The sequence below is a fragment of the Bradyrhizobium jicamae genome, from assembly GCF_018130215.1.
Classification (GTDB): Bacteria; Pseudomonadota; Alphaproteobacteria; order Rhizobiales; family Xanthobacteraceae; genus Bradyrhizobium; species Bradyrhizobium jicamae_A.
In genome coordinates, this window is the sequence record NZ_JAFCKQ010000003.1 from 256,285 (window position 1) to 282,883 (window position 26,599).

Sequence of the window (26,599 nt, forward strand, 5' to 3'; positions counted from 1 at the left end):
TCGCATCACTTCACCGCAAAGCCGAGATGGCTGCGGAAACGGTTCTTCAGAAAGGTGCCGTCGCGCGGCGGCAGCGCGCGCTCGACCTCGCCGGCCGAAATGCGGATCCGCGCCAGCCGCGGGCCGCCGCGCAAATCCTGCAGGCTCGCGCGCAAGCGCTCGATGCCGGCCATGTCGGCGATGTCGCTGACCGAGGGAATGCCTGCGCCGCTCGCGATCACCTCGAGCTTGGCGCCCAGGCCGGAATGGCTGAGCTGCATCCCGGTCTCGCCGAAATGGCCGTTGTCGAGCACCGCGATCGAGAGATTGCCGGGCTGCCTGGTCGCGATCGTGAGCAGGCTGCCGATCCCCATCAGCTGCTCGCCGTCGCCGGTGATCACGAGCACCGGTCGCTTCGGCTGCGCCAGCGCCAGCCCGAGGCCGACCATCGCGGCACCGCCCATCGCGCCCCAGAGATAGAAGTTGCCGGGATGCTCGCCGGCGTCGAACACATCATAGGACGAGGAGCCGAGCCCGGAGATCACGAGCAGTTCGCCGCGTTCGGCGAGCAGCGCCTTGACGACCGCGCGGCGATCGAGCGTGCCTGTTGCTGACGACATCAGTGCGTCTCCCTGGTCCACTTCTTGCGGCCGATCATGCGCTGCGAGATCAGCACCGCGACCTGCTGGTCGCCGTCATAGGCGAGCGAGGCGGCGGCCGAGATCACCTCATCGGCCTCATCGGGATCGTCGAGCCGCAACACCGTCGTGCCCATGATCTCGAACGCCTGCGGCGTCGCCTTGCCCATCGGGATCTGCCAGGGATTGAACTCGGCCCATTCGCCGCGCATCGTCACCAGCGTGAGCAGCGGAAAGCGGCAACTCGCCATCAGCGAGAGCATGTTGACGCAATTGCCGACGCCGCTCGACTGCATCAAGAGCACGGCGCGGTCGCCGCCGAGCCAGGCGCCGGCGGCGAGCGCCACGCCTTCCTCCTCGGTGGTCAGCACCGTGGTCTTGATGTCGGCATCCGCGTGCGAAAGCCTGATCAGCTTCGAATGCCCCGCATCGGGGACGTAGCACAGCTGCGCGACGCCGAAATCCTTCAGCGTGCGGTAGATCGCAACCGGCCAGTCGCGGCTGGTCGCGTTGTCCTGGTGAACGGCAATCTGGTCCATGAGGGCCTCGGCTAGGGTGCGCAAGGGCGCGTCGTCCGTACCGAGGGCTTAGGCCAGATCGCGATATTATTCCCTTCGCATCTGGCTCGCGCAGCTATGCCGGAATTTTATAGGGGCCGGAATGGAACCTCACAGGAACATTGCTTTGCCGGTTTTGTTGTCGAACGTCCGCAACCGCGCAAAGCACGTTGAATGCCCTGCAATCGATCGCTTGCCTTCGTGAGCTTTCCGTTCCTGCTTCTTCTCGGCGGCTGCGGCGACAAGCTCGATTGCGATTCGATCGAAACGCGCAATGCCGTGCTCCAGGCCGTTGCGGACGACCACCGCAACGCGCTGGTCAACTATGCCGCCAAGCAGTCAACGGCAAAGGCCGATCCGGAGAACGCCAAGCCGATCTATGTGCTCGGCCAGAAGATCGTCACGACCTCGGCAGGTGGCGACAAGCGAACGCTGCAATGTAGCGGCGGGATTTCCGTGCTGTTCGGCAACATAAAGGCGACCAAGAGGATCGATTTCACGGTCCAGCAATCGTCCGATGGCAAGATGTCGGTATCGGTTGTGCCATTCGAGTTTTGAGTCTTCGAGCTCAACGCTCGCGAACCACATCCGGGCCGACATTGACACCACCTGCGGTCTCACCCATATTGCCGGCCATGAGACAGCACCTCGCCATCAACAGCACCGCCACCACCATCGCTTTGCGGTGGCCGGTCGTCTGATGCGCTGAAGAAAACGCGTTCTCGACCACAACCCCGCCGGATCAGCGCGGGGTTTTTTTATTCCTGATGCTGTCCGGCTTCATGCAAGGACAGCACCATGGAACAAGACGATCACCGGATCCTGGCCCGCCGCCTCGACCTCTTCCACCTCGAAGAGGACGCGCCGGGCATGGTCTACTGGCACCCCGCGGGCTGGCGACTCTACCGTCAGCTCGAGGAATTCATCCGCAGCCTGATGCGGCAGTCCGGCTATGAAGAGGTGCAGTCGCCGCAGCTCCTGCCGCGGAGCCTGTGGGAGCGGTCAGGGCATTGGCAGAAGTTCGGCGACAACATGTTCGTCGTACCGCGCGAAAACGGACGCGACATGGCGCTCAAGCCGATGAGTTGCCCCTGCCACCTGCAGATCTTCAACGCGGGCTTGCGCTCCTGGCGCGATCTGCCGATGCGGCTGTCCGAGTTCGGCGCGTGTCACCGCGATGAACCGTCGGGCTCGATGCATGGCCTGATGCGGACGCGCGGCTTTGTCCAGGACGATGCGCATGTCATCTGCATGCCGGAACAGGTCGAGGCCGAAGTGGCCCGCTTCGTCGCGATGCTGTCGTCGGTCTATGCCCGGCTCGGCTTCGACGATTTTGGCGTCGCGCTCTCGCTGCGCCCGGAGCGGCGGGCCGGATCGGATGCGGATTGGGATCGATCGGAAGCGCAATTGCTGACTGCAGCGCGGGCAGCTGGTCTCGCGCCTGTGCTGCAACCCGGCGAAGGCGCATTCTATGGCCCGAAGCTGGAGTTCTCCCTGCGCGACCGGCAGGGGCGCTCATGGCAATGCGGCACCATCCAGCTCGATTTCGTTCTGCCCGCGCGGCTCGACGCCTCCTACATCGACGCCGGCGGAAACCGCGCGGTGCCGGTGATGCTGCACCATGCCGTGTTCGGTTCGATGGGGCGCCTGATCGGAATCCTGCTCGAGCATTACCACGGACGACTGCCGTTCTGGCTCGCGCCCGTGCAGGTCGCCGTCATGCCGGTCGCCGAGCAGCAGCACGATGTCGCGCGGGATTTCCTGCGCCGCCTCGTCGCGGCCGGGCTTCGGCCCGAACTCTTCGACCAGGCCGAAACGCTCTCGCGGCGCATCGTCGACAGCCACGACCTGCTGGTGCCGGTCGTCGCGGTTCTCGGCAAACGGGAAGCGCAGGATGGCTTCGTCACCCTCAGGTCGAAGCACGGGCAATGGGCCATCGACCGCGACGAAGCGGTGGCGCGGCTGTCCAGAATTTCTGCCGAACATGGCATCGAGCTTCGATGACCATGCGCAACAACGACCAGCGGCGGCCACGCTGGGGACGGTTGCGACCGCTCCCGGCAACGCCGCTCGCTCGATAGATTTTGTCAGTACTGATATCCGTTCTGATACTGACCCGGACACACGTAGTTCCCGGACGCGTCGTAGTAACAGCTGTTGTTGTAGTAATTGTTGTAGTAGCCGTACGCGCCTGCCGCCGCGGCGGCCCCTACAGCGGCGGCGCCATAGCCGTAGCCGCGATAGTAGCGGCCACCATAACCCGGGTAGCCGGCAACTGGACGGCCCGGCCGGCCTGCGACCGGGTAGCCCGGACGTCCGGGACGGCCCGCGATCGGATGACCAGGGCGCGGACGACCGGCATAACCGCGGCCGCCATGAATGCGTCCGGCATGAACCGCACCGCCCCGATAGCCACCCGCGTGAAAACCACCGCCACGCATGCCGCCGCCATGAAACCCGCCGCCACCGCCACGAAAACCGCCACCACCCCCGCCGCGGCGGGCGAGGGCATCATCTGGAGCCAGACTGGCAGCGACGAGAATGGCTGCCGCGAGACCGATCAAACCGAAGCGAACCATGAAGCCCTCCTGATAGTGAGGTGCCTGCGATCCTGCGGCTTCCAGAAGTGTTGCCTGTGCGCCGCGGGCCCGGCCCTTCCAGGGATGTTTGACTTTGTCTTGAAGGTCCCATGCTCCCGCGGGCCTATCCTGCAATGCTTGATCCAAATCAATGCCATTGGAACCCTGACCCGGAAGATCGGCAACAGCGGACCGGCCCTCGGTTGCCTGCGACGGCGAACAACACCATGACCCTTCTGCTCAAGGAAATCCGGCACCAACCGCTGCTGTGGATGCTGGTCTTCGTGCCCATCGTGCTGGTGGTCGAACAGACGGCCCCGTCCGCCCACACAGCCCTGTTTGTACTTGCTGTGCTGGCCATCGTGCCATTGGCCGCCCTGCTTAGTCACGCGACAGAGAGCGTCGCGGAGAAAACCGGCGATGCGATCGGCGGTCTGCTCAACGCGACGCTCGGAAACCTCACTGAGCTGATCATCGCGATCGCAGCACTTCATGCCGGAGAATACATGCTGGTCAAGGCATCGATCGCCGGCGCCATCGTGACCAACTCGCTCTTCATGCTCGGCGCATCGTTCCTGCTCGGCGGGCTCCGGCACCACGTCCAGGAGTACAATCGCGCCGGAGGAAGGTTGTACGCGGCGCTGCTCTTGATGGCGACGATTGCGCTTCTCGCACCGGCAGCAGTCGCCGACCTCGATCTGGCGCGAGGCGAGGTGATGGCGCAGAAGCTCAGCACCGGTCTCGCCGTGTTGCTCATCTGTGCCTACGGTCTGGGATTGCTGTTCTCGCTCAAGACCCACAAGGAGTTGTTTGCAAGCGAGGACCATGGCGAAGCGGGCGGCGCCGGTTGGCCGATCAACTTGGCGGTCGGGACACTCATCGTGGTCACAGTGCTGGTTGCCGTGGTGAGCGAGATATTCGTGAGCTCGGTGCAGAAGGCCGGGGAGGCCATGGGGTTGAGCCCGGCGTTCGTCGGCTTCATCATCGTCGCGCTGGTCGGCGCGGCGGCTGAAATGACCGTTGCGTTTTCTGCTGCGCGCAAGAACCGCCTCGACATGAGCGTGAGCATCGCGCTCGGAAGCGCCTCCCAGATCGCCTTGTTCGTTGCGCCGGTGCTGGTGCTTCTGAGTTACTTTGTTGGTCCCAAACCAATGGACCTGCAGTTCTGGCCGGGCGCGGTAACGATGGTCATGATCGCCACGGTGACATCGTGCTTCATCACCAACAGCGGACGGTCGGCGTGGTTCATCGGCGCCTTGCTCGTGTTCATCTACGTGATCTTCGCAATGGTGCTGTACATGGTGCCGCCGGGATCGCATGCGTCAGCCTGATGGATCTGCCGCCAGGTCCGTCATCGGCTCCCACCATTCGATGAACATTCGATCATCGTGCCGCCGGCGGTTATCCGACGATTGATCCTGCTCAACGCTACTGACCGCAGCAGCACTCCCGTCCCGCAAGATGGACAGACTGACCAACAAGACCCAGAGCGAGAACACAAGCCGTCTCCGCTCACCGCCGATCTGGTCGGCAACAAGTCGTTCACCGTGGGTTGGACGTCAGGATGAAGCGCCGGTCACGGTTTTGCACTGGACGGGCGTTCATCGGGTAGAGTTTGGCGAAGCGTTTGATGTCAGCCTCTGCGGCCTCGACCGGGTGAGCGAGCACGAGCCAATCGACCGTCTGGCTGCACGGCGGCGTCGTTAGCGATCCCTCGTAGTGATAATAGCGGCGTTGGGCCGGCAACAGTCGGCCGGGATCGATACCCGGGTCTGCCGGAACGGGCGCTCCTTCCTCTTCCGGCATGGTCGAGACGATCTTGTTGAACACCGCGTTGGTCTTCCCCGGCGCGATGAACACGCCGACAACCGCGAGCCCGGCCTCTCCTGCCGCGTGGACAAAGTGTACTTCCATCGCGTAGCGCTTGCCATCGACGACGTGTTCGCTTGGATGATGGAAGTGGAACTGGGTCAGCCCGAAGCTGCGATCTCCCACCTCCAACGTGTCACCTTGCGCGAAGTTGAGCTGGATGGTGTGCCCGTTGTTGACGATCGTGTCGGGCCGCTTGCTCCAATTCAGCCTGAGCGAGGGCTGGCGGGTCGTGACGGTGCCGGTGATGTCGATGGGAGATTGCTGGTTGCCAGTTGAGCATACCGCGTTTGATGCATCGAGGTCGCCCCACTTGTCGGGACCGGTCGCTCCCTCGTAACTCCAATGGTGGTTTTCGCTGGCAAGACCGGCGGACACGCACAGCGGACATAGCGCAGCCCCCGCAAAAGCCTTCAATATCTGGCGACGATGCATGATTGCCTCCGGCGAGCCAGTTTGTCCTGGACCAGCGTCGCTCGCCCGAGAGGCGCTATCTTGATCTTGATCAATGGGGAGGCGTTTGGCCTTTGGGGCTCCGGGTTGTAAGCCAGCGAAATAGTCGATCGAGAGCCATGGCGCGTCCGACCAGGTTCTGACCGACGACAACTCTGCTTTGCTCCGGCGGGACCGAGCCAGGAACCCGGATCACGTCCCTCTCTGCGAACCCACGAAGCTCACCGGCGTGCCGCGCTTGACGCTCGCAGCGAGCGTATTCGCGTCCCAATTGGTCAATCGCACGCAGCCATGCGAAGCTGCCTTGCTGACCTTGCCGGGATTGGCGGTGCCGTGAATGCCATAGCCTTCGGCCGAGAGATTGATCCAGATCGAGCCGACCGGATTGTTCGGACCGGGCCTGATCGTGAAGGGCTTCTTCGATTTGACGCCCCTGAACCTGTATTTGGGATTGTAGTGGTAGGTCGGATCCTTTTGGATCGCGGTCACTTTCAGTGTTCCGCTTGGCGTCGGCTTCTCCGTGCTGCCGACCGTTGCGGGATAGAACGCGAGCAGCTTGTCCGCTGTGTCGTACGTCATGACCGTCTGTCGCGTCTTGTCGACCTCGACGCGCGCAGCCGGTGCCGGATTTCCTGACACGAGCACGTTTGCAACCGCGATCGTTTCGCCTGCCTTGTCGAATTTCTGCCCGGGATTGATGGCCTGAAGCAACGCCTCGCTCATGTGGAATTTCTCGGCCAGTGCTTCGCGCGGACTGGTGTAGCCCAGGGCCGGCAAGCTCTTCATGGCCTCCATTTTCGCCGGCAGCTTCTTCAGGAACGGTCCTTTCACGTCTGCCTCGGCGATCTCGTAGTTGACGATTGCCGCGCCATCGCTGCTGGCGGACAGCTTGTTCCAGAGATCAGTCGTCACGACCTTGTCGAAGGACAATCCATTCGAATCGGCGAAGGCCACAAGCGCCTTCTGCGCATTCTCGCCGAGCTTGCCGTCGATCTCGCCGGGTGAAAAGTGCGCGCGATCGAGCAGGATCTCGAGCCTGGCGATGGATGCGCTGGTCTGGTCATGGCGCGATGGTTTTGCGGACGGCGCCGCCGCGTCATTGATGGAGGCCGCATCGAGTTGTGCTGCAGCCGCTGGCCCGGCCGAGATGACCAGGAGGACAATGACAAGGGCTCGAAACATCGTGCATCCGCTGCGTGGGTCATTCCGTAAAGCTACGGGGAGCATCGAAAGTTCCAATGCGATAGCCGCGTCGCGATCAGGTGGAACCGCGGAGATCGCAGCTTCGCCGCAATCGACCTGTTAAAGAATGGTTACCGGACGTGCGCCTGCACGTCGCTCACACCACAGTCCAGGTCCCCCCAAGCAAATGCGATTTGTCATCGCGGCGTTTGCCGCGCTTCTCGTTTTGATGCTCGATTTCGATTGTTCGTCAAGTCCGGTCCCGAGCAACGTCTCAACAACGCAAATCTCCCCTGTTTCAAAGGACTCAGAGGACGCCGTGTCCTTCGCGGCCCGCTTCGTCGGAAGCGCAGTCGCCGGCGAGGGATCCAGTGCGATGGTCGATGTCGGAACGCCGGCACCGGCAGGCCAGGCCGACAACAGCGTCGCCGAGCCCCCGGCACCCGGAATCGATGCGTTCTGCCAGGCCTTGAAAGAAGCCGCCGAGGCCAGCGAAATCCCCGTCGCGTTCTTTGCGCGGCTGATCTGGCAGGAGAGCCGCTTTCGCCTGGACGAAATCAGTCGGGCGGGCGCGCAGGGCGTTGCGCAGTTCATGCCGGAGACGGCCGCGGATGTCGGTCTCGACGATCCCTTCGATCCGTTCAAGGCGCTGCCGGCTTCGGCCAGGCTCCTGCGCAAGTTGCGTGACGATTTCGGCAATCTCGGACTCGCGGCTGCCGCCTACAATGCCGGCAGCGGCCGCATTCTGAAGTGGCTTGCGAGGCAGGGCGAATTGCCGCGCGAGACCCGCGACTATGTCCGGATCATCACCGGCACCAGGGCGGAGGACTGGATCGAGGACGCCCACAGGCTCGCGATCCGCATCGATCTGCCGCCCGAGGCACCCTGCGAAGGCGTCGGCGGCCTGTCCAGGTCGAAGGATGTCGCCATCGTGCCGGCGTCGCCCACGCCCATCATGGCCATGATCATTCGCAAGGCCGAGGCCACACGACTGGCGGAAAGCGCTCTCGCCGGCCGCCTGCGCAAGCGGGTCGCGATCCTGCTCAGGCCGGGTGATGCCCGGTCCGGCAAGCTCCCGCGGGCCTTCGCCCATGTCAGGACAAAGCTTGTGCGAGGCCATGCCGTCCGCCTGGCCTCGCGCGAGTCGTCCGGCTGATCTATCGCACGGCCGGTCCGACGAACAAAATCCCGGAGAGCGCTTTCGGCTCGAGCCAAGGACGTGGACTCACTGGCGCCGAGCTTCGGCTCGCTGCGATTGCTTTTCGGTGGAATCCACGCAACGCGACAAAGCCTTCTGTACCGGCGCGCACTTCCGGTCACGCGAGGCACGTTGCTGCACACTCAAAGCCCGGAGCGCGAGGATAGGGATCCGGGCTAACGGCCGCCAGGTCCAAAATCGCTGGAATGATCCGCCCCACCGGCCTCCTTGATGAAGGCGAGCAGCAGCGTGCCGAGCCGAACCGGCTGCTCCTGTTGGGGCCAGTGACCGGCGCCGTCAATCAGCTCGATGTCACGCATCCTCGTCGCCACCTTCGTCTTCATGAGATCGACCGCGCCTGGCGTCTGATAGGTGCCCCAATCGCTCTTCCCGTTGATGAAGAGCGAAGGGACATCGATCGTCTTGCCCGAAAACAGGCGCAACTCAGCGGTTAGGTCCGGATCGGAAAAGACGCGGTAAGCCATCAGGCCGCCTTGAAACCCGGTGCGGCCATACTCCGCCGTATACACTTCAAGTTCCGGTTCGGTGAGCCATTTGCTGGCCAGGACCTCGGCAGCGGAAGGTTGGAATGGAGCGACGGTCTGGGGCATCGTCTTGCCGAGATCCATGACGTAATAGGTGGGCAGTTGTTCAAGTTCTTTGGCGGATCGCGCCTTCAATGGATGCGGCTTATTTCCCGGCCAGTCAGCGCTCTTGACTTGGAAGTATGTGCGCAGAAACGTGTGTAAGCCTTGAGGGGGGCGCCGCATCTCATCGTTCGCCTCCCGTGTGCTGAAATATTGCTGATAATATTGTCTGGGCGGATCGAGCGCCGCCAGCGCGGCCGCTAGATCCTGATTTCCAGTGTTCGGTTGAGCCGACGATGTCTCGCTTTGTGCGGTATCGAACGGAAGCGCCGGCGGACCGGGGAACGGTGCGCTCATTAGCGCCACCGAGGGAAAGACGTCAGGGCGGGCTAGCGCACAATAGGCCGCCACGGGCGAACCGGTATCGTGACCGACGAGCATCGCCGTCCTCCGATATCCCAATGCCGAAACCAATCCGAGGGCGTCGCGCGTCATATTCAGGAGGCTGAAGGGCTCCAGTCGGGCGTCATAGTCGTTCACCCAGCCGGTGGTGCGGCCAAAGCCCCGCTGGTCGGGCGCAACGACATGATATCCTGCGTCTGCCAGAATCGGGATCAGGTGTCGCCAGCCGTAAGCCAAATCCGGAAAGCCGTGCAGAAGCAGCGCGAGTGGCCGGCCGAGGCTTTCGTAACCCGCCTCGAGAATATGGACATCGAGGCCGTTGACCCCGTGGATCATGCGCGAGCGGACCCCCTTGGGAAGCGTTCCCTCGCCGTATGGTGACGTGGCCAAATCAGTTCCTCCTGTCGGGTTTGCGCGGAGCGGTCGACCTAAAGCCGCGACCAGGGTGGCCGCGCCCATCGCCAAGACGGCTCGTCGGGACGCATCTTGGCTTAGGACATGGTATAGGGGCACCGCCAGCCTTTATATATGTCGATCGCCATAGTATGGCGATCGCCATAGAGGCGTCAAGCGAAACGTGCTAGGTCACGGCATGCCACGTAAGACTGACGCCCGCGCGCGCGCGATTGCCACGGCCGAACGACTGTTTCGCATCCAGGGCTACACTGCGACTGGGTTGATCCAGATCCTTGAAGAAAGCGGTGCGCCTAAAGGATCGTTCTACTTTCACTTTCCACGCGGCAAGGCACAGCTCGCAGAAGAAGCAATCGATCATTACGTCGCGAGTAGAATTGCCTTATTGCGAAATATCTCGGCGAATACGACGGGTGATGCCCTGAATTTTGTTCAGCAGATTTTCGGCACATTCGCGGCCGAGATGGTCGCCTCCGATTTCCAGTATGGATGTTTAATGCAGAATCTGGCGAATGAGCTGCCCGCGCTCGACGCCGAACTGACCAAACGGGTAGCGCGCGGATTTGTTGATTCGACCGAGATTGTTGCGGAGCATTTTAGGGGGTGCGGTTTCGCGCCCGCCCGCGCATCCTCCACCGCAGCCGCATTGGTAGCCGCCCTCGAAGGCGCGCGAACGATCGCCCGCCTGGAACGCACGCCGGCTATATTCAAGGCGCTGGCAGATGTTAGTTGCCAAAGGTGCCTATCACCACAATGACGGGGAGGTTCGCCGTCGCGATAAGCTCGTGTCGGCTCCTGGGCCCGTCTGCGATGTCCGCTCTTGGTCCGCTGTCGGACGTTGACCGGACATCGGCCCGCCACGTCATGAGTACACGTTCTAGGCGCGGGCGGGCACCGGGATCAACAGATCGCGCTGCCGCGCCGAGAACAGGGCGGCCAGTGCAAAGAATATTGCCGAGCTGATCCCTATGACGTCGGTCGCCAGCACGACATGCGTCAGCGGTGCGGAAACGCCCTGTGCCGCGAGCACGTCGACCGCGCGGCCAGCCGCCAGGTTTCCAAGCGCGATAGCGAAGACATTGATGCTCAGCATCGTGAACCCGGCGACCGTCGAGCGCGTCTGCGACGGCACCATGCTCATGATCCCGGCATTTGCCGACCCGTAACAGGCCAGTGGCAGGAAGAATCCGGCGCACATGCCGACATAGAAAGCCCATGAGCCCGGGGCCGCGAAGCGATAGGCGACCATGGGGCCGGCACACATGGCAATGAACAGCACGATGACGGCCGCGTGTCCGCCGGGAAGTCGACGCGCCAGGCGATCGCCGACGACACCACCGATCACAGACCCCACGGCGCCAAACAGCAACTGCAATGTGCCGATGCGAGACGCGATGGAAGATGCGTCCATGCCCCTTTCCTTCACCATCCACAGCTGAGTGAACGACAGTCCGGCGAACAGGATATGAAGCATGACGAAGCCGATGATCAGGAACAACAGCGCCGGACGGCTGCGCATCAAGCCCAGCACCGTACGGACTTGCTGAACGAACGGCGCTCCGCGCTCGTGGGCCGTCGTCCTGCCGCGATCCTCCTTCAGGAAGGCCAGCAGCGCGGCGATGACAATCCCCGCCGCTCCCAGCGCATAGAACGTCGTGCGCCAGCCATGCGACGCACCGAATGTGCCGGCCAGCAGGAAGCTGCAGCCGATCCCCATGGGAATGCCGGTGAAGAAGATACCCATGACCGTGCTGCGCTTCTGCTCCGAGAACAGTTCCGTCAGAATTGAAACGGCTGCGGGCACCAGGGCAGCCTCACCGCTGGCGACGAAGAAGCGCGCCAGCGCCATTTGCTCGAAGCTCTCTGCATGACCGGAAGCCCATGTGCAGAGGCTCCAGATGAACACGCCGGCTGCGATGATGCGCGTGCGGCTGAACCGGTCGGCGAGCGACCCGAGAAAGACCGCCATGAAGCCGAAGCTCAGGACCCAGACCACTCCCACGAGGAAGCCGTATTGGGCGTTGCTGATCTTGAGGTCTGCAACGATCTGCGGCGAGAAGCCCAACAGCATGTTGCGGTCGATGTGAGCCAGCACGTGAATGACCAGCAGGCTGGCCAGTACCGCGGCGGGACTTTTCTTCCAGAACATTGATGCCTCCAGTGGCGGGATTGGTTTTCGCTTCGAGCGGAAGGTCTCAGGCGACTCCGAAACGCTGTGCGTCGTCGACGATCAGCGTCGAACCGGTGATGAAGGCGCTGGCTGGCGACGCCAGCAGCAAGACCGCACCGTCCAGCGCGTCCGGGGTGCCCACGCGCTTGCGTGGCAGGCGCTCGATCATCATTTTTCCGGCTGAAGTCTGCAGCATGGCACGGTTGATGTCCGTCTCGATGAACCCCGGATTGATGGCATTCACGTTGATGCCAAGAGCCGCCCATTCGTGGGCCATGGTGCGCGTCAGGTGCTCGAGAGCCGCCTTGCTGGCCCCGTAGATTCCGAGACCCGCGGGGTGCGACTGCGCGGCGAGCGAACAGATGTTGACGATGCGCCCGGGGCTGCGCGCTGCGGTGAGGCGCCGTGCGAAGGCGGTTGCCACGAACAGTGCCGCCTTGGTGTTCAGGCCCAGGATACGGTCAACAGCAGCTGCGCTGACCTCGGCAAGTGGACTGCGTCCCCCTGTGCCGGCATTGTTGATCAGGGCCCACAGCGGAGCCATGTCCTGCTGAATCCGATCCAGCACCGCGTCCAGTGCCGTCTGGTCGGTCACATCAACCGGAAAGCAGCGTGCGTGCCCACCTGCGCCGAGGATCTCGGCTTCGGTCTCTTTCAATTGCTGCTCGCGGCGCCCGAGCAGCGCCACCTCGGCGCCAGCGGCGGCGAGGGTCTTTGCCGCCTGCCGGCCGAGGCCCGATCCGGCGCCCGTGACGATGGCCGTACGACCCGTCAGGCCGAAGCATTGCGTGAGGAAGTTCGTGTCGATGCGGTCAGTCATTGATGCCTTCATTGATCAGGATGTTGTTGTTCGATCGCGAGGTGCGCCTAGCTTGCCGCTAGGCTCGCATTCGAGATCTGCCTGGCGACACCGAATGGCTTGTCGCCGCAGATCGTGACCCGGTGCCCGTAGCGCCGATGCGGCCAGTAATCGAAAATGGCCTGGTGCTGGGCGGAGCGATTGTCCCAGAAGGCGATCGAGTTCTTCTGCCATTTGAACCGGCACGACAGCTTGGGCGTCTCGATGTGCTGGAACAGGAACGAGAGCAGCGCGTCACTCTCGGCCCGGCGGAGCTGTACGATTTTCGTGGTGAAGCCGCGATCGACGAACAGCAGCTTGCGGCCTGTCACCGGGTGGACGCGCACCACGGGATGCTCGAAGCGCGGGAACTGCATGTCGCTGCCCTCGCCGGGCTTGCGGTCCGAATGCGCCTTCCAGGAATCGTGGATCGCAGTCAGCCCGTCGAGCATCGTGCGCAGCGGCTCCGACAGGCTCTCATAGGCCTCATACATGTTGGCGAACATCGTGTCGCCGCCACCGTCCGGCGGGATCTCCTGGATATAGAGGATCGAGCCCATCGGCGGCTCCTCACCGCAGGAGACGTCGGAATGCCAGGATTCGCCGGCGACGCGCTTGCTGTTCTCGTCGGCCTTGATGACGAGGATCTCAGGGTGATCCGGCAGCTCCTTCGCCGCGTTCGGGTGGACATGCAGCTTGCCGAACCGGGCGCCGAAAGCCTTTTGCTGCTCGACGGTCAGGTGCTGGTCGCGAAAGAAGATGACGAGATTTTCCATCAGCGCCCGATGGATTTCGTCGAATTGCCGGTTGCTCATTGGCTGCGAGAGATCGATGCCGAAGATCTCGGCGCCGATCGTCGGAGTGGTCTTGCGTACTTCGATAGTTTCGTAAGCCATATCCGGCTCCAATCTGGTTAGGTGGTGAGGTGGTTCTGGGAACGATGGCGGTGACGTGCGGGACGGAAACGAACCCGTCAGGATGGGAACCACGGCGGCTCGCCGAAGCGGTCGGTCAATCCGTGCCTTTCCTGAGCCGCACCGATTGCGCGCATGGTTTTTCCGCCGTTTCCGCCCTGTGATGCCGCCGGTTTCCGGCCGCTTCCTTGATTGTTCAGTACGTCAGGCTGCGACATCGCGTTTGACGGTTCGCGACACCGACTTTACACTTCGCGACAGGGAGGATTTTGCGATGGTCGACCTGATCCGCGCCGCCTGCCTGACCCATTATGCGGAGACCGCGCGCAGCGTCGGGCTTGATCCGGCGAGGATGTTGAAAAGCGTGGGCCTGCCGCCTTGCCTGACCGATCCCGACATCCGGATCCCGGGCGGCGGCGTGCGCCGCCTGCTCGAGGCATCCGCGACGGCCGCAGAAATCGACGATTTCGGGCTTCGGCTGGCCGAGCGTGGCGGGTTTTCCAATCTCGGGCCGGTCGCACTCATCGCGCGCGACCAGCCGACCGTCGGAGCGGCGATGGAGGCGATCGGCCAGTACATGCACATTCACAACGAGTCGCTGCGTCAGCGCATCGAGCGGCACGGCGACAGCGTGGCGATCATACCCGAGCTGCTGCTTGGTCGTCCCGTGCCGGCACGGCAGGCGGTAGAGCTGGCGGTAGGGGTCACCTATCGCATTCTGAGCGCCTTCCTGGGACCGGAGTGGCGGCCACTGGACGTGCACTTCACCTATCCGGTGCCGCGCAATCGCCAGACATACCGGCGCTTCTTCAAGTGCAACGTGTCGTTCGGAGCGGAGTTCGACGGGATCATCTGTGCCGACATCGACATGGATCGCCCGATGGCTGCAGCAGACCCATCGATCGCGAGATATGCGCAGAGGTATATCGAGACGGTTGCCGCGCGCTCGCCGACATTCGACGGCAAGGTGCGGGAATTGATCGCGACATTGCTGCCGAAGGGGCACTGCTCGGTGGAGCGCGTCGCCCAGCATCTGGGCTGCGACGCTCGCACCGTGCAACGCAGGCTCGCCGACAGCGGCAAGAGCTTTTCCGGGATTGTCGATGACCAGCGGGCCGAACTGGTGGTTCGCCTCATCGAGGAAAAGGATCGTTCGCTCAGCGCTGTCGCCGAACTACTCGGCTTCTCCGCGCAGAGCGCGCTAGCACGCTGGTTCCGGGACCGGTTCGACTGCAGCATTACGGAATGGCGCAGCAATCCCCGGCGACGGGCGATGGATCGAATAACGCGTTGAACCCGCTGCCGCGGACCTTTCGCCGTTGGCAGACTGGCGCAATTGCCATCGATGGCGATGCTAGCCTTTTATCCCGGAATCCGCACCGGCAGGTTCTCGATCCCGCGCACGAAGCTGGAATAGACCCGCTTCGGCTCGCCGACCACCTCGATCCGGTCGAACCGCTTCAGCATCTCCTGCCAGACGATCTTGAGCTGCAGCTCGGCGAGCCGCATGCCGACGCAGCGGTGGATGCCGAAGCCGAACGACAGATGGATACGCGGCCGGGCGCGGTCGATGATGAACTCGTCGGGCCGCTCGATCACCTCGTCGTCACGGTTGCCGGAGACGTACCACATCACGACACGGTCGCCCTTGCGGATCTTCTTGCCGCCGAGCTCGGTATCGACGAGCGCGGTGCGCCGCATGTGCGCGAGCGGTGTCTGCCAGCGGATCACTTCCGGCACCATGGTGTCGATCAGACCGGGGTTCTCCTTCAGCTTCCTGAACTGGTCGGGATGCTCGTGCAGCGCCAGCACCGAGCCGCTCATGGTGTTGCGCGTGGTGTCGTTGCCGCCGACGATGAGCAGGATGATGTTGCCCATCAGGTTGTCGGGGTCCATGTGCCGCGTCGCGTCGCTGTGCGCCATCATCGACAGCAGATCGTTCTGCGGCGGCGCGTTGACGCGCTCGTTCCACAGCTTCGAGAAATAGGCGTAGCACTCGTCCATTTCCTGCCGCCGCTGCTCCGGCGTCTCCACGACGCCGCTCTTCGGCAGCGCGGTCGAGACGTCGGACCAGCGCGTCAGCTTGCGCCGCTCCTCCCAGGGGAAGTCGAACAGCGTCGCCAGCATCTGGGTGGTCAATTCGATCGACACCCGCTCGACGAAATTGAAGGTCTCGTTGCGTGGCAGATTGTCGAGCACGCTCTGCGAGCGCTGGCGGATCAGCTTTGCCAGCTCGTCCAGATGGGTCGGGGTGAACATCGGCGAGACGGTCTTGCGCTGATGGGCGTGCTTCGGCTGGTCCATCGCGATGAAGCTCGGGTAGTCGTAGCCGGGCGGCACGTCGCGGATCGAGATGCCGCCGAGCGTGGAATCCGAGGAGAAGATGCCGTGGCTGGTGTCGACATGCATGATGTCGTTGTACTTCACGACCGACCAATAGGGCTCGATCGGCGCGTTGGTGCAGTAATGCACCGGCTCTTCCTTGCGCAGCCGTTCGAAGAACGGCCACAGCGTGTCGTTCTGGAACAGTCTGGGCGCGCCGGGATGGAAGTCCTTCAGCGGCGTTGAATAGGCTTCCTCGCGCGCCTGGCGCAGCAGCTCGGCCCTGTCGGCGCGGATCTGGGTCTGGACGTTCATGGCACTTGATCCTGCTTGGCTCGCGATGCGTCAGGCGGCGATGCGCACCGGCAGCGTCTCGTAGCCCTTGATGAAGCTCGAATACACAAGCTGCGGCTCCTCGACCACCTCGATCGTGTCGAAGCGCTTGAGAATCTCCTCCCAGATGATCTTGAGCTGCAGCTCTGCGAGCCGCATGCCGACGCAGCGATGGATGCCGAAGCCGAACGAGATGTGGGTGCGCGGCCGCGCGCGTTCGATGTCGAACTCGTAGGGCCGCTCGATTGCGGTCTCGTCGCGGTTGCCGGAGACGTACCACATCACGACCTTGTCGCCCTTCTTGATCTGGCGGCCGCGGAACTCGAAGTCCTGCAATGCGGTACGCCGCATATGGGCGAGCGGGGTCTGCCAACGGATCACCTCCGGCACGAAACTGTCGATCAGCGCCGGGTTGGCCTTCAGCTTGCGATACTGGTCGGGATGCTTGTTGAGCGCGTAGATGCTGCCCGACATCGTGTTGCGCGTGGTGTCGTTGCCGCCGACGATCAGCAGGATCAGATTGCCGAGGAAGTTCTTCGGATCCATGTTCCGCGTGGCGTCGCTGTGCGCCATCATCGAGAGCAGGTCGGTCTTCGGCGGCTGGTTGCTGCGCTCCTTCCACAGGCGCGCGAAATAGCCGGCACATTCCATCAACTCGGCCTGCCGCTCATCCTCGGTGGCGACAAGCCCGCCGGCGCCGGGCAGGGTGGTCGCGACGTCGGACCAGCGGGTCAGCTTGCGGCGGTCCTCCCAGGGGAAATCGAACAGCACCGCGAGCATCTGCGTGGTCAGTTCGATCGAGACCTTGTCGACAAAGTCGAACACCTCGCCGCGCGGCAGATTGTCGAGGCATTCGGTCGAGCGCTTGCGGATGTTGATGGCGAGCTCGTCGAGACTGGCCGGCGTGAACATCGGCGCCACGGTCTTGCGCTGCGCCGAATGGCGCGGCTGGTCCATCGCGATGAAGCTCTCGCGACGCAGGTCCGGCGGCACGTCGCGGATCGTGATGCCGCCGAGCGAGGCGGCGGACGAGAACACCGAGTGATTGGTGTCGATGTCCATGATGTCGTTGTACCGGGTCACCGACCAGTACGGCCCGAATATCGAGTCCTTGCAGTAGTGCACCGGGTCGTCGCGGCGCAGCCGGTCGAAATACGGCCAGAACGAATCGGTCTTGAACAATTCGGGGTCGCCGGGATCATAGTCGGCGAGCGGAAGCGCGTTGGCGCGCTCGCGCGCGGCGTCCAGATTCGTGTCGTTGACGAGATCGGCGGTCCCGTGCATGAGCGGCTCCTCGTTGGTCCCTTGAATGGTTTCTTGAATGGTTGCTTGAATGGTTCCCTGGCCGGGGGCATCGCCGGCGCGGATGTTTTACCGAATTACATTCTCATTCCGCGATTTTCGCAAGACCCCTTCGCGCGCTTTTGGCCGAATCCTACCGGTCCAAAACGGCCAATTCCGGACCGGTTGCGGCAGCAACGGGCCGGAGGCGAGGGCGGAGTCTGTTTGAAACAGCGTTCCAATTCGCTTCGATGCGCGCATCCGTCAGTCGGCGGGGGGCCCGGGTTCGACAGTGTCGCAATCCCGGCAACGCCCCGTTAATGCAAAGCTTTCGCCGCAACGCCGGAATCGTGTGGCGCGCTCGACCCCGTGTGAAACCTGGATCACACTCGCGGCGACCAATCCGTGGTCTTGATACGCAGGGATTGCCGCCTTCGGAGTTGATCCGTGAATGACATGAGCTGGACCCCGCCGGGGCCGCCACTACCGCCGCCGCCCGCGCCCGTTCCGCCGCCGATGCCGGTCTCGTTCTCCGGGAGCCGGAAGGAGTTCTTCCGCCTGATCGTGCGCGGCGCCGGGCTCGAGCTGATCACCGCCGGCTTCTACCGGTTCTGGCTCGCCACCGACATGCGCCGCCATTTGTGGTCGAACACGCTGGTCGACGGCGACGCCGCCGAATATACCGGCCGCGGCAAGGAGCTCCTGATCGGCTTCCTGGTCGCGCTCGCGATCCTGGTGCCGGTCTATCTGGCCTATTTCCTGGCCGGTCTCGAGGCGGAGCAGGCCAAGGCCTTCGCCTCGCTGCCGCTGGTCGCCTTCTTCTATGTGTTCGGGCAGTTCGCGATCTATCGCGCGCGGCGCTATCGGCTGACACGCACGGTGTGGCGCGGGGTGCGGTTCTGGATGAGCGGCTCGGGCTGGCTCTACGCGTTGCAGGCCTCGCTGTGGGCGATCGCGGTTGGGCTCACGCTCGGCCTTGCGTTGCCCTGGCGCGAGGCGGCGCTCGAACGCTACAAGATGCGGCACTCCTATTATGGCGATCTGCAGGGCCGCTTCGAGGGTACCGGGTGGGAATTCTTCAAGCGCGGCTGGTGGTTGTGGCTGCTGGCGCCGTTCGCGCTGTATCTCATGATATTCGCGCCGTTCGTCTATGGCGCCTACAAGGCGATCGAATGGCGCTGGTGGCTGTCGGGTATCCGCTTCGGCGAGGTCAGGCTGGAGTCCACCATGCGGCGCAGCGCGCTGATCGGGCTGTACTGGAAGGTTATCGGCTGGATCATGCTTCTCGGCGTCGCGTTCGCAGCCTATCTCCTGCTCTGCACTTTTCTGGTCGCGAGCATGGACGGCAGCTCGCTCGCAACCTTGTTCAAGACCGAGGCCTTCGCCAGGAGCATTCCGCTCCTGGTGCTGGCCGGCATCGGCTATCTGGTGTTCGCGCTGGCACTGAACGTCGTGATGCGGGTCTACCTGATGCGCGACCTCTGGGTCCGGGTGCTGTCGTCGACCATCGTGCACAACATCCAGGCCGCCGCCAACGTCACCGCGCGTGGCGAGCTCGCCAATGCGCTCGGCGAAGGCTTTGCCGACGGCCTCGACGTCGCGGGCTTCTGAGCCATGGAGAACGGTTTCACCGGCCATGATCCGATGCCGCCGGCTGCTGACGGTGTCTATTTCGACGGCGCGTCGAACAAGCGTCGCGTCGTCGCGCTGGGTCTGTCGGACGCGCTCGAGATCAGCCAGGACGGGCAAGTGCTGGCGCGCTGGGCCTATGCCGACATCCGTCGCGCCGACAGTCCGACCGGCGTCCTGCGCGTGAGCTGCCTCGCCGCACCATCGCTGGCGCGGCTCGAGATCCGCGACGCACGGCTTGCGTCCGATCTGGTCGCGCGCTGCGGCCGGCTCGACGAGAACCTGCCGAACCGCCGCGGCGTCGCCACCATCATCGGCTGGTCGCTGGCGGCCGCGGTGTCGATCGTGCTGGTGGTGCTGTTCGGCGTGCCGCTCGCCGCCGAGCGGCTGACGCCGCTGGTGCCCGATGCCTTCGAGCGGCGGGTCGGCGACGTCGCCGAGGCGCAGGTCAAGGTGATCTTCGACGCCAGGCGCTGCGACAATGCGGCCGGCCAGGCCGCATTCGAGAAACTGGTGGGGGCGCTCAGGCAATCCGCCGGTCTCGATGCGTCGGTGCAGTCGGCAGTGCTCGCCACCGCGGTTCCCAATGCCTTTGCGCTGCCGGGTGGCAAGGTCTATCTGTTCGACGGGCTGCTGGCGAAGGCCGAGAATCCCGACGAGATCGCCGGCGTCCTGGCGCATGAGCTCGGCCATGTCAGGCATCGCGACAGCATGCGCGAATTGATCCACAACGGCGGCACATCGTTCCTGATCGGGCTGTTGTTCGGCGACATCACCGGTTCCGGCGCACTGATCTTCGCCTCGCGCACGCTGGTGACCTCATCCTATTCGCGCGATGCCGAGACCAATGCCGACAGCTTCGCGATCGAGACCATGCACCGGCTCGGCCGGCCGGCGAAGCCGATGGGCGAATTGATATTCCGCATCACCGGCAAGGAGGGCGGCAAGGGGCTCACGCTGGTCGCCAGCCATCCGCTGACCGAGGACCGGCTTGCGCGCATGGGCAAGGCCGACGTCGGCAGCACGCTTACCGGCACGCCGCTGCTGTCGCCGGTGGAATGGCAGGCGCTGAAGGAAATCTGCGGGGCAGGGAAGGTCTGAGGCACTCGTTGTCCGAGGCACTCATCGGAGAAATGCCATGCAGCAAGACACCAGATACTGGTTTCCCGCCAAGCGCTACGGCTGGGGCTGGGGGCTGCCGCTCACCTGGCAAGGCTGGGTGGTGTTCGCCGGCTTCCTGGTGCTCGTTGGCGTCGGCGCCGCGGTGATCCCGCGGCACTCTCCGCTCGGCTTCATCGCCTATGTGATAGGCGTGTGCATTCTCCTCACCGGCGTGTGCTGGTGGAAAGGCGAGCCGCCGCGCTGGCGCTGGGGCGGTGATTAGCCTTCTTGCAAGGCGCTACTTCACCAGGCGGAACTTGCCTTTCTCCACCTTGATCAGGAAGGCCGAGCGCTCGTCATAGCCATTGTGGTCGGTCGCGCTCATCGTCGAGAGACCGTTGTTCAGGTAGACGTCCTTGCCGCGCTCCAACTCGTCACGCAGCGCGGCGCGGAATTCGCCGGTGCCGGGTTTCGCGACCTTCAACGCGTCAGGCACCGCCCGCTTGAACAGCGCGATCGCATCCCAGAGATGCGCGCCGAAGATGTTCGGCCTCGAGCCGTTGACCTTCTCATAGGCCGCGACGAACTCGTCGCGCGCCTGCCGGAACGGATCGTTCGCCGGCAGGTCATCGGCGATGGTGAAGGCCTCGCCGGTGAAAATGGCGCCCTCGACGTTGGCGCCGCCGAGCTTGATGAATTCCTCGGACGCGACACCGTGGGTCTGGAAGATCTTGCCGGCATAGCCGCGTTCGCGCAGCGCCTCCTGCGGCAGCACGGCCGGCGTGCCGGCGGAGGCGATGAACACCGCGTCCGGGTTGGTGCCAAGCACCTTGAGCGCCTGGCCGGTGGCGCTGGTGTCGGCGCGCGCATAGACCTCGTGCGTCGTCACCGTCAGGCCCAGGGTCGGTGCCAGCCGCGAGACCTCCTTGTAGTAGCCCTCGCCGTAGCCGTCCGACACCCCGATATAGCCGAGCGTCTTGACGCCGGATTTGGCGATGTACTTCAGGATCGCCGCCGCCATCAGATCGTCGTTGGGCACCACCTTGAACGCCCAGCGGCGGCGCTCGTCGATCGGCCGCACGATCGCGGTCGCCGCCGCGAGCGAGATGATCGGCGTCTTCGATTCGAAGGCGACGTCGAGCATCGGCATGGTCACCGGCGTCAGCGAGGAACCGATCAGGATGTCGACGCCGTCCTGGATCACGAGGCGCCGGGCATTCTGCGTCCCCTTGGTCGGATCCGACTCGTCGTCGAGCGGGATATAGACGATCTTCTCGCCGGCGATTTCCTTCGGCAGCGCCGCGATCGTCCGCATCTGGGGCTGCCCCAGCGCCGAGCCCGGTCCGGACGCCGATACCACGATCCCGACCTTGATGTCGGCCGCCGCAGGCGAAGCCACCAGCAGCACGCCCGCAACGATCCAAAGTCCGGCCAACGCCAGCTTCATCGCAAATCCTCCCCCGAATTGATCTTCTTGTGCAGCCGAAAATAGCCGGTATGGCCCCCTTCGCATAATCGATTTCGAGGCGCGCGTCTGTCCCCCTGATTGGGGACAGTGTGTGGCCGCAGCACAGCGGCTCGTGCAGCCCGGCCCGGGGCAACCCGGGCCATACCGATTGCGGCGTCCGGTCTTGTGATAGACTGCCGTGATTGCGCTCCAGCCACCGAGGCTACGACACATGTTGACGGCATCTCTCTGCGTCGAAGTGAGCTGAACGGGAGATACCGGCAACATGGTGGATGACATGAACGTTCGGACCGGCCAGTGCCATTGCGGCACGGTGCGCTTCGAGGTGACGCTCAGCGACGGCTTCAATTCGATCCGCCGCTGCACGTGCTCCTACTGCCGAATGCGGGGCGCCGTCGTGGTCATGGCGGAAATGGGCGGGATCAAGGTCCTGCAGGGCGAAGATGCGTTGACAAGCTACCGCTTTCATACCGGATCAGCGCAGCACTTCTTCTGCTCTCGCTGCGGCATATACACACATCACCAACGGCGATCCGACCAGACTCTGTATGCCGTGAACGTTGCTTGCCTCGACGGGGCAAGCCCGTTCGATTTCCCCGAGGTGCCTGTGATGGATGGTGTCAATCACACCAACGACACCGGCAGGCCGACGCGTCGAGCAGGCACGCTGCGCTTCATCCCGGCCGACTAGAGCATTTTTCCGAAGCTCAGGATTCTCGTTCTGACGCGCTTTCTTCCACGCCAACCGGTGTCCACTTCGCTCGAAGCGTTTCAGCCATCGCTGTCGGCCGACGAACGCCCGGACAGAGCTCTTGTCATCGGATAACCCGAACTCGTTCCGAACCCGCCTGCCGGCGCGCCGGTTTCAGTGTAGCCGTTGGACAGGTAGAACCGGCGAGCGGTCTCGGTGCTGGTCAGGTTGCACCGGTGATTGCCTCGTTCGGCGGCTCGCAGTTCCAGCGCCCGCAGCAGGGCGCGGCTGATCCCTCGAAACCGTGCATCGGGCGATACGTAGTTGAGGCCGATCGTCCCCGCGTCGGTCACTGATCCGACCGCCAGGATGTCGTGATTCTCGACAGCCACGAGCACCGAATTGTCAGGTTGCTCGATCCAGGCGCGGAAATTTGCGTGGGTCTTGTTGCCCAACCATCGTGCCAGGATGGAAGGGTCGTTTCGATGGTCGGCTTCGCAAAGCTCCGCTATCGACCGCTTCAAAACGATGCAGGCAGCGGGGGCGTCCTCCGGCAGGGCATCTCGTATTTGCATTCGGCAACTTTGGCACTGCAGCAACGCCCGACGCAACAGGCGTCCGGCAAAGCCGCCTTGTGCTCTGAACCCGATGTTTACCATTCCTCTAAAGGCCGTGAGAACCAGTTTTCCTAATCGCCCGGCAATGACCTCCTGCTATTGAAGGACAAGAAGAGGGAGACCGGCCGTGTTCAAGACCGTTCGGATTCCGGCCTTGATCGCCTGTGCGTATGCAGGATCTGCCGTTGCGGAAATGCACGGCTCCCGGTCGTCACAAATCGTCCACGCCCGAGTCCTGTTCGCCCAAGTCCTGTTCGCCCAAGTCCTGTTCGCCCAAGTCCTGTTTGCCGCCCAAGTCCTGTACGCCCATGACTGAGCATCATCCGATCGCACCCGAGCACGCGCGAGCCATCTGCGAGGAGATTGGCGAGAGGCTGCGCTATGTACTGCGGGGCGAGTACGACGATCTGCCGCCAAGGCTGCGACAACTCATGGACCAACTCGCTCAGCTGGATCGTGATGGTCCATCGCTGGTGCCCGAGATGGAGGACATGACGAGGCCGCTGGTAGAGGCAGCCTAGCAACCTCAGCATTGCGGCATCGGGCTCTACACGTGCTTCGCCACCTTTCCCGTCCGCGCCGGCCCGGCGCCGGCGACGAGCGGCTTGATGTTCCACACCGTCCGCACGGCGGCGAACGCATTGGCGATCGCGCTCTCCTGACGGCGAGCAGCAAGACAGGCGAAGCTGAGATCGCAGGTGATTTTCACCCGGTCGGCGACCACGAAATTGTGCGGGCGCGCCAGCCGCGGCGCGAGCACGACGTCGCGCGCGAGGCTGAGGCAGACGCCTGACTCGACGAAGTCGATCATCGCCTCTTCCTGGTCGGTGAAGGCGACGCGCTTCGGCAACGGCCCGAGCGGACGGAAGATGTCGTCGAGAAGTCGCCGGTGCCCCGAATGTGCCGGGGTCGCGAGCCAGGGCAGGTGGGCGAGCTCCGCCCAGCCCTTGCCCATCACCCGGTCGCTCCAGTCGATCGGCGCGATCACCCGGTAGTCGTAGCAGAGCAGGGGCGCGAGCTGGTAGCGGCCGTCGTCGATCGTGCGCTCGGCGAAGCTTTGATGGATCAGCGAGGCGGGCGGCGTCGCGTCGACATAATAGCCGACGTCGAGCTCGCCCCGGCCGATCTGCGCCAGCACGTCGTCGCTCACGCCATGGCGCAAAAACACTTCGGTTCGCTGCGCCGAGGTGGCGAGATTGCGCACGAACGGTCCGAGCCGGGTGAATTCGGGATCCAGTATGGTGCCGACGCGCAGCGTGCCGCGCTCGGCCTCCTTCATCGCGTCCGCCGTCGCCTTGAAATCGGTGGCGGCGGCCACCGCCTTGTGCGCCAGCGGCAGCAGCGCAGCCCCGGCTTCGGTGAGCGTGAAGCCGCTGGGGGTGCGGTTGAACAGTTGCAGCCCGGTGTTCTCTTCCAGGGCCTTCAGTTGCAGGCTGACCGCCGGCTGGGTCAACCCCAGCACGGTTGCGGCGCGCGACACGGTTCCTTCGCGGGCGACCGTGATGAAGCAGCGCAGGGCCTGGGTACGGGGAAGCTCGTGCATCGGGAACGGCTTATAGCACACTTCCGTCGGAATTTCCGACCGGAACCGTGCGTTGAGGTCACAGCCTGCCGCGACCAAAACCTGGAGTTGTCGCTACTGAGCCGAGTTGCCGCCGCGAAGGAGGTGCGCTCCCTCTCCCGCTTGCGGTGGCGGTGCCGCCAGTCTGCCGCGAGACCGGTTCAACCTAACTTCGCCGTGCGAGCGACGCCACCATGCCCTCGGTGCGGGCGCGGACCTCGGGCGGGGCGAGGCAGGTCGCGACGGCTTCGTAGCCGGGGGCACCAGGAACGGGCGTCACTGATGTCGGGACGCTGTGATTGGCGGGGCAGAGGATCACAGCCTCGTCGCTGCCGACCGCATCGAGATCCAGGATCGCGCTGGAGCGCGTCAGGAAGAACAGCGGCCGCGCCCGCGGCCCGCGGCAGCGCAGCTGCGCGATCAGCGCCTCCTGGGTGGCGCCATCAAGCCCCTGTTCCAGCATGTCGATCACGAGGATCGCGGGGCCGTCTGCGTGCAGCGTTGCCAGCAGAACGATGAGGGCGGGCGATTCCGCGGCTCCGCCGGCAATCAGTGTGGCGAGGCTGTCGTCGACCCGCGCCTTCAGCGCCGGATCGGCCTCGAGCTGCGCACAAACCGCCGCGCCGCCATCCGTCGCGCGATCGAGGCCGACGAAGGCGGCATCGGGGAGTTGCTCCGCGAGCCGTTGTGCCAGCCGCGTCTTGCCGCTGCCGAGAGGTCCGACGATGTAGTTCAGAAGCCTGATCTCGCGCAGCTCGAAGCGCTCGCCGCCCCACGGCCAGGGTAGATCGAACGCCACGCCGACGGAAGGCCGCTCGCTCACCGCGCCGATCACCTCGCGCGTCGCCGGCAGCTTGCCGCTGCCAAGGTCGGCGCGCAGGCGGCGCACTCTGGCGATGCTGTCGCCGGATTGTCGGATGCGTTCCTCGAGCGCGGCCTCGTGCGCAGCCAGCACGCGCGCCAGAATGGCGGCGTCGCCGCGCAGGATCCGCGCCACCTCACCGATGCTGAGGCCGAGCATGCGCAGGGCGACGATCTCCGTGCATCTTGCCATCTCCGCCACGCCATAGGCGCGCCATCCTGCCGGCGTCCGGGCCGGCGTGACCAGGCCACGTTCCTCGTAGAGGCGCAGCGCTTTTGCTGAAATGCCGAGCCGGCGCGCAGCTTCGGACGGCGACAAATATCGTGCGGCAGCAGTCATCGAATCACCTCGCGTTCCCACCGCTCTCTCTATGGGGGCGGCCGCAGGGGCCAGGTCAAGCGGGGAGGGAGTTCGTCCCCAAGCGGACGCAGGGCTCGCCCGCATGGGCTGATGGCGAGGTGAGCACGTGGCTCAATGCGGGGGTCCCGCCAGGGGGCACCCTCCCAATCCCACTGTGCGCCCCCTCGCGCCCCAAGCACTGATTTGCCCGACGGCGCAAGCCCCCATTGCAGAAATATTTCGGTTTATCAGTAGGCCAAATCAGTGTATAGATTTTCCGTCTCACTCGCTCGAGGGGCGCTCGCGATCGTCACGAACGTGGTGGTGGGATGCGGTGGACGTTGCATGCGTGACTGACGAGAGCGCATGAGGCGGACGGCGAAATCGTGCAGGCCTGACGCCCTGGTGGCAGGTGTCTCCCGCGAGATGCGAAAGCATCTTCGCGAGACGGTGACAAAAAAGCCCAGTCTCGCCGGGGAGAACACGTATAAGCCGTAACCCATCGCGCAGGGAAAGCCGGGTTGCTCCGGTTACACCTGTGGTCCTACCCCCGTGCTTTCTACACTGCACGGGGCCCATGGGTGCGATCGGCACCCGGCTTTCCCTGCGCCCTCT

At 64.1% G+C, this 26,599-nt stretch carries 27 protein-coding genes; 12 read left to right on the forward strand and 15 right to left on the reverse strand.

Features of this window, described 5'->3' with window-relative positions; genetic code table 11:
• Positions 1-5: 5 nt before the first annotated feature.
• Both JQ586_RS07200 and JQ586_RS07205 read right to left on the reverse strand, forming a co-directional pair.
• The gene (locus tag JQ586_RS07200; RefSeq protein WP_212393811.1) at positions 6-599 is read right to left on the reverse strand and encodes a thiamine pyrophosphate-dependent enzyme; all 594 of its coding nucleotides are present in this window, start codon (positions 597-599) and stop codon (positions 6-8) included.
• Positions 599-1,156, reverse strand: coding sequence for a thiamine pyrophosphate-binding protein (locus JQ586_RS07205; protein ID WP_212393812.1), 558 nt, complete (start codon positions 1,154-1,156; stop codon positions 599-601). The genes JQ586_RS07200 and JQ586_RS07205 overlap by 1 nt, the downstream gene beginning before the upstream one ends.
• A gap of 192 nt (positions 1,157-1,348) precedes the next feature.
• On the opposite strand from JQ586_RS07205, the gene JQ586_RS07210 reads away from it, so the two are divergent.
• Entirely contained in the window at positions 1,349-1,732 is a 384-nt protein-coding gene (locus tag JQ586_RS07210) for a hypothetical protein (protein ID WP_212393813.1), read from the forward strand.
• 240 nt (positions 1,733-1,972) lie between these two features.
• On the forward strand, positions 1,973-3,178 hold the full coding sequence (gene thrS, locus JQ586_RS07215) for a threonine--tRNA ligase (RefSeq protein WP_212393814.1): 1,206 nt from the start codon (positions 1,973-1,975) through the stop codon (positions 3,176-3,178).
• Positions 3,179-3,261: 83 nt separating this feature from the next.
• Here thrS and JQ586_RS07220 read toward each other — a convergent pair whose 3' ends face one another.
• Positions 3,262-3,753: a hypothetical protein gene (locus JQ586_RS07220; RefSeq protein WP_212393815.1), complete on the reverse strand. Its 492-nt coding sequence runs from the start codon at positions 3,751-3,753 to the stop codon at positions 3,262-3,264.
• 227 nt (positions 3,754-3,980) lie between these two features.
• Between JQ586_RS07220 and cax the strand changes: the two genes are divergently transcribed.
• Positions 3,981-5,084 (forward strand): calcium/proton exchanger, encoded by a 1,104-nt coding sequence (cax, locus tag JQ586_RS07225; protein ID WP_212393859.1) that lies wholly within the window; start codon positions 3,981-3,983, stop codon positions 5,082-5,084.
• 211 nt (positions 5,085-5,295) lie between these two features.
• On the opposite strand, the gene JQ586_RS07230 is transcribed toward cax, so the two are convergent.
• Together JQ586_RS07230 and JQ586_RS07235 are read right to left on the reverse strand one after the other, a co-directional pair.
• Positions 5,296-6,057: a carbonic anhydrase gene (locus JQ586_RS07230; protein ID WP_212393816.1), complete on the reverse strand. Its 762-nt coding sequence runs from the start codon at positions 6,055-6,057 to the stop codon at positions 5,296-5,298.
• A 210-nt stretch (positions 6,058-6,267) separates the two neighbouring features.
• On the reverse strand, positions 6,268-7,257 hold the full coding sequence (locus JQ586_RS07235; protein ID WP_212393817.1) for a L,D-transpeptidase: 990 nt from the start codon (positions 7,255-7,257) through the stop codon (positions 6,268-6,270).
• Positions 7,258-7,576: 319 nt separating this feature from the next.
• Between JQ586_RS07235 and JQ586_RS07240 the strand changes: the two genes are divergently transcribed.
• Positions 7,577-8,413, forward strand: a complete 837-nt coding sequence (locus JQ586_RS07240) for a lytic transglycosylase domain-containing protein (RefSeq protein WP_409410966.1) — start codon at positions 7,577-7,579, stop codon at positions 8,411-8,413.
• A gap of 218 nt (positions 8,414-8,631) precedes the next feature.
• Here JQ586_RS07240 and JQ586_RS07245 read toward each other — a convergent pair whose 3' ends face one another.
• Positions 8,632-9,834 carry an alpha/beta fold hydrolase gene (locus JQ586_RS07245; RefSeq protein ID WP_249147376.1) on the reverse strand — a complete coding sequence of 401 codons (1,203 nt, stop codon included), beginning with the start codon at positions 9,832-9,834 and terminating at the stop codon, positions 8,632-8,634.
• Between the two features lie 202 nt (positions 9,835-10,036).
• Here JQ586_RS07245 and JQ586_RS07250 point away from each other — a divergent pair, with 202 nt between their 5' ends.
• The gene (locus tag JQ586_RS07250; RefSeq protein WP_212393820.1) at positions 10,037-10,615 is read left to right on the forward strand and encodes a TetR/AcrR family transcriptional regulator; all 579 of its coding nucleotides are present in this window, start codon (positions 10,037-10,039) and stop codon (positions 10,613-10,615) included.
• Positions 10,616-10,735: 120 nt separating this feature from the next.
• On the opposite strand, the gene JQ586_RS07255 is transcribed toward JQ586_RS07250, so the two are convergent.
• Genes JQ586_RS07255 through JQ586_RS07265 form a run of 3 tightly spaced genes read right to left on the reverse strand, consistent with a single transcriptional unit; the run spans position 10,736 to position 13,762 of the window.
• The gene (locus JQ586_RS07255) at positions 10,736-12,007 is read right to left on the reverse strand and encodes an MFS transporter (protein ID WP_212393821.1); all 1,272 of its coding nucleotides are present in this window, start codon (positions 12,005-12,007) and stop codon (positions 10,736-10,738) included.
• A 46-nt stretch (positions 12,008-12,053) separates the two neighbouring features.
• Complete coding sequence (locus tag JQ586_RS07260; protein ID WP_212393822.1) at positions 12,054-12,848, reverse strand: SDR family NAD(P)-dependent oxidoreductase; 795 nt, start codon at positions 12,846-12,848, stop codon at positions 12,054-12,056.
• Between the two features lie 47 nt (positions 12,849-12,895).
• Entirely contained in the window at positions 12,896-13,762 is an 867-nt protein-coding gene (locus tag JQ586_RS07265; RefSeq protein WP_212393823.1) for a TauD/TfdA family dioxygenase, read from the reverse strand.
• 292 nt (positions 13,763-14,054) lie between these two features.
• On the opposite strand from JQ586_RS07265, the gene JQ586_RS07270 reads away from it, so the two are divergent.
• Positions 14,055-15,074: an AraC family transcriptional regulator gene (locus JQ586_RS07270; protein WP_212393824.1), complete on the forward strand. Its 1,020-nt coding sequence runs from the start codon at positions 14,055-14,057 to the stop codon at positions 15,072-15,074.
• Positions 15,075-15,142: 68 nt separating this feature from the next.
• On the opposite strand, the gene JQ586_RS07275 is transcribed toward JQ586_RS07270, so the two are convergent.
• Both JQ586_RS07275 and JQ586_RS07280 read right to left on the reverse strand, forming a co-directional pair.
• The gene (locus tag JQ586_RS07275; RefSeq protein ID WP_212393825.1) at positions 15,143-16,417 is read right to left on the reverse strand and encodes a cytochrome P450; all 1,275 of its coding nucleotides are present in this window, start codon (positions 16,415-16,417) and stop codon (positions 15,143-15,145) included.
• Between the two features lie 30 nt (positions 16,418-16,447).
• Complete coding sequence (locus tag JQ586_RS07280) at positions 16,448-17,719, reverse strand: cytochrome P450 (protein WP_212393826.1); 1,272 nt, start codon at positions 17,717-17,719, stop codon at positions 16,448-16,450.
• Positions 17,720-18,172: 453 nt separating this feature from the next.
• Here JQ586_RS07280 and JQ586_RS07285 point away from each other — a divergent pair, with 453 nt between their 5' ends.
• The 3 genes from JQ586_RS07285 to JQ586_RS07295 are packed head-to-tail and all read left to right on the forward strand — an operon-like array spanning position 18,173 to position 20,729.
• Entirely contained in the window at positions 18,173-19,327 is a 1,155-nt protein-coding gene (locus JQ586_RS07285; protein ID WP_212393860.1) for a DUF898 family protein, read from the forward strand.
• Positions 19,328-19,330: 3 nt separating this feature from the next.
• Complete coding sequence (locus JQ586_RS07290; protein WP_249147378.1) at positions 19,331-20,446, forward strand: M48 family metallopeptidase; 1,116 nt, start codon at positions 19,331-19,333, stop codon at positions 20,444-20,446.
• Positions 20,447-20,483: 37 nt separating this feature from the next.
• Positions 20,484-20,729, forward strand: a complete 246-nt coding sequence (locus JQ586_RS07295; RefSeq protein WP_212393827.1) for a hypothetical protein — start codon at positions 20,484-20,486, stop codon at positions 20,727-20,729.
• A gap of 15 nt (positions 20,730-20,744) precedes the next feature.
• On the opposite strand, the gene JQ586_RS07300 is transcribed toward JQ586_RS07295, so the two are convergent.
• Positions 20,745-21,893, reverse strand: a complete 1,149-nt coding sequence (locus tag JQ586_RS07300) for an ABC transporter substrate-binding protein (RefSeq protein WP_212393828.1) — start codon at positions 21,891-21,893, stop codon at positions 20,745-20,747.
• Between the two features lie 286 nt (positions 21,894-22,179).
• On the opposite strand from JQ586_RS07300, the gene JQ586_RS07305 reads away from it, so the two are divergent.
• Positions 22,180-22,605 (forward strand): GFA family protein, encoded by a 426-nt coding sequence (locus JQ586_RS07305; RefSeq protein WP_212393829.1) that lies wholly within the window; start codon positions 22,180-22,182, stop codon positions 22,603-22,605.
• Positions 22,606-22,685: 80 nt separating this feature from the next.
• Here the strand turns inward: JQ586_RS07305 and JQ586_RS07310 are convergent, their stop codons facing one another.
• Positions 22,686-23,264: a GNAT family N-acetyltransferase gene (locus JQ586_RS07310; protein ID WP_312016942.1), complete on the reverse strand. Its 579-nt coding sequence runs from the start codon at positions 23,262-23,264 to the stop codon at positions 22,686-22,688.
• Positions 23,265-23,349: 85 nt separating this feature from the next.
• Between JQ586_RS07310 and JQ586_RS07315 the strand changes: the two genes are divergently transcribed.
• Both JQ586_RS07315 and JQ586_RS07320 read left to right on the forward strand, forming a co-directional pair.
• A complete protein-coding gene (locus JQ586_RS07315; RefSeq protein WP_212393830.1) occupies positions 23,350-23,538 on the forward strand; it encodes a hypothetical protein in 189 nt (62 codons plus the stop codon).
• Entirely contained in the window at positions 23,531-23,743 is a 213-nt protein-coding gene (locus tag JQ586_RS07320; RefSeq protein ID WP_212393831.1) for a hypothetical protein, read from the forward strand. The genes JQ586_RS07315 and JQ586_RS07320 overlap by 8 nt, the downstream gene beginning before the upstream one ends.
• Before the next feature lie 26 nt (positions 23,744-23,769).
• On the opposite strand, the gene JQ586_RS07325 is transcribed toward JQ586_RS07320, so the two are convergent.
• Together JQ586_RS07325 and JQ586_RS07330 are read right to left on the reverse strand one after the other, a co-directional pair.
• Complete coding sequence (locus tag JQ586_RS07325; protein ID WP_249147379.1) at positions 23,770-24,843, reverse strand: LysR family transcriptional regulator; 1,074 nt, start codon at positions 24,841-24,843, stop codon at positions 23,770-23,772.
• 106 nt (positions 24,844-24,949) lie between these two features.
• Positions 24,950-25,984, reverse strand: a complete 1,035-nt coding sequence (locus JQ586_RS07330; RefSeq protein ID WP_212393832.1) for a MerR family transcriptional regulator — start codon at positions 25,982-25,984, stop codon at positions 24,950-24,952.
• Between the last annotated feature and the right edge of the window lie 615 nt (positions 25,985-26,599).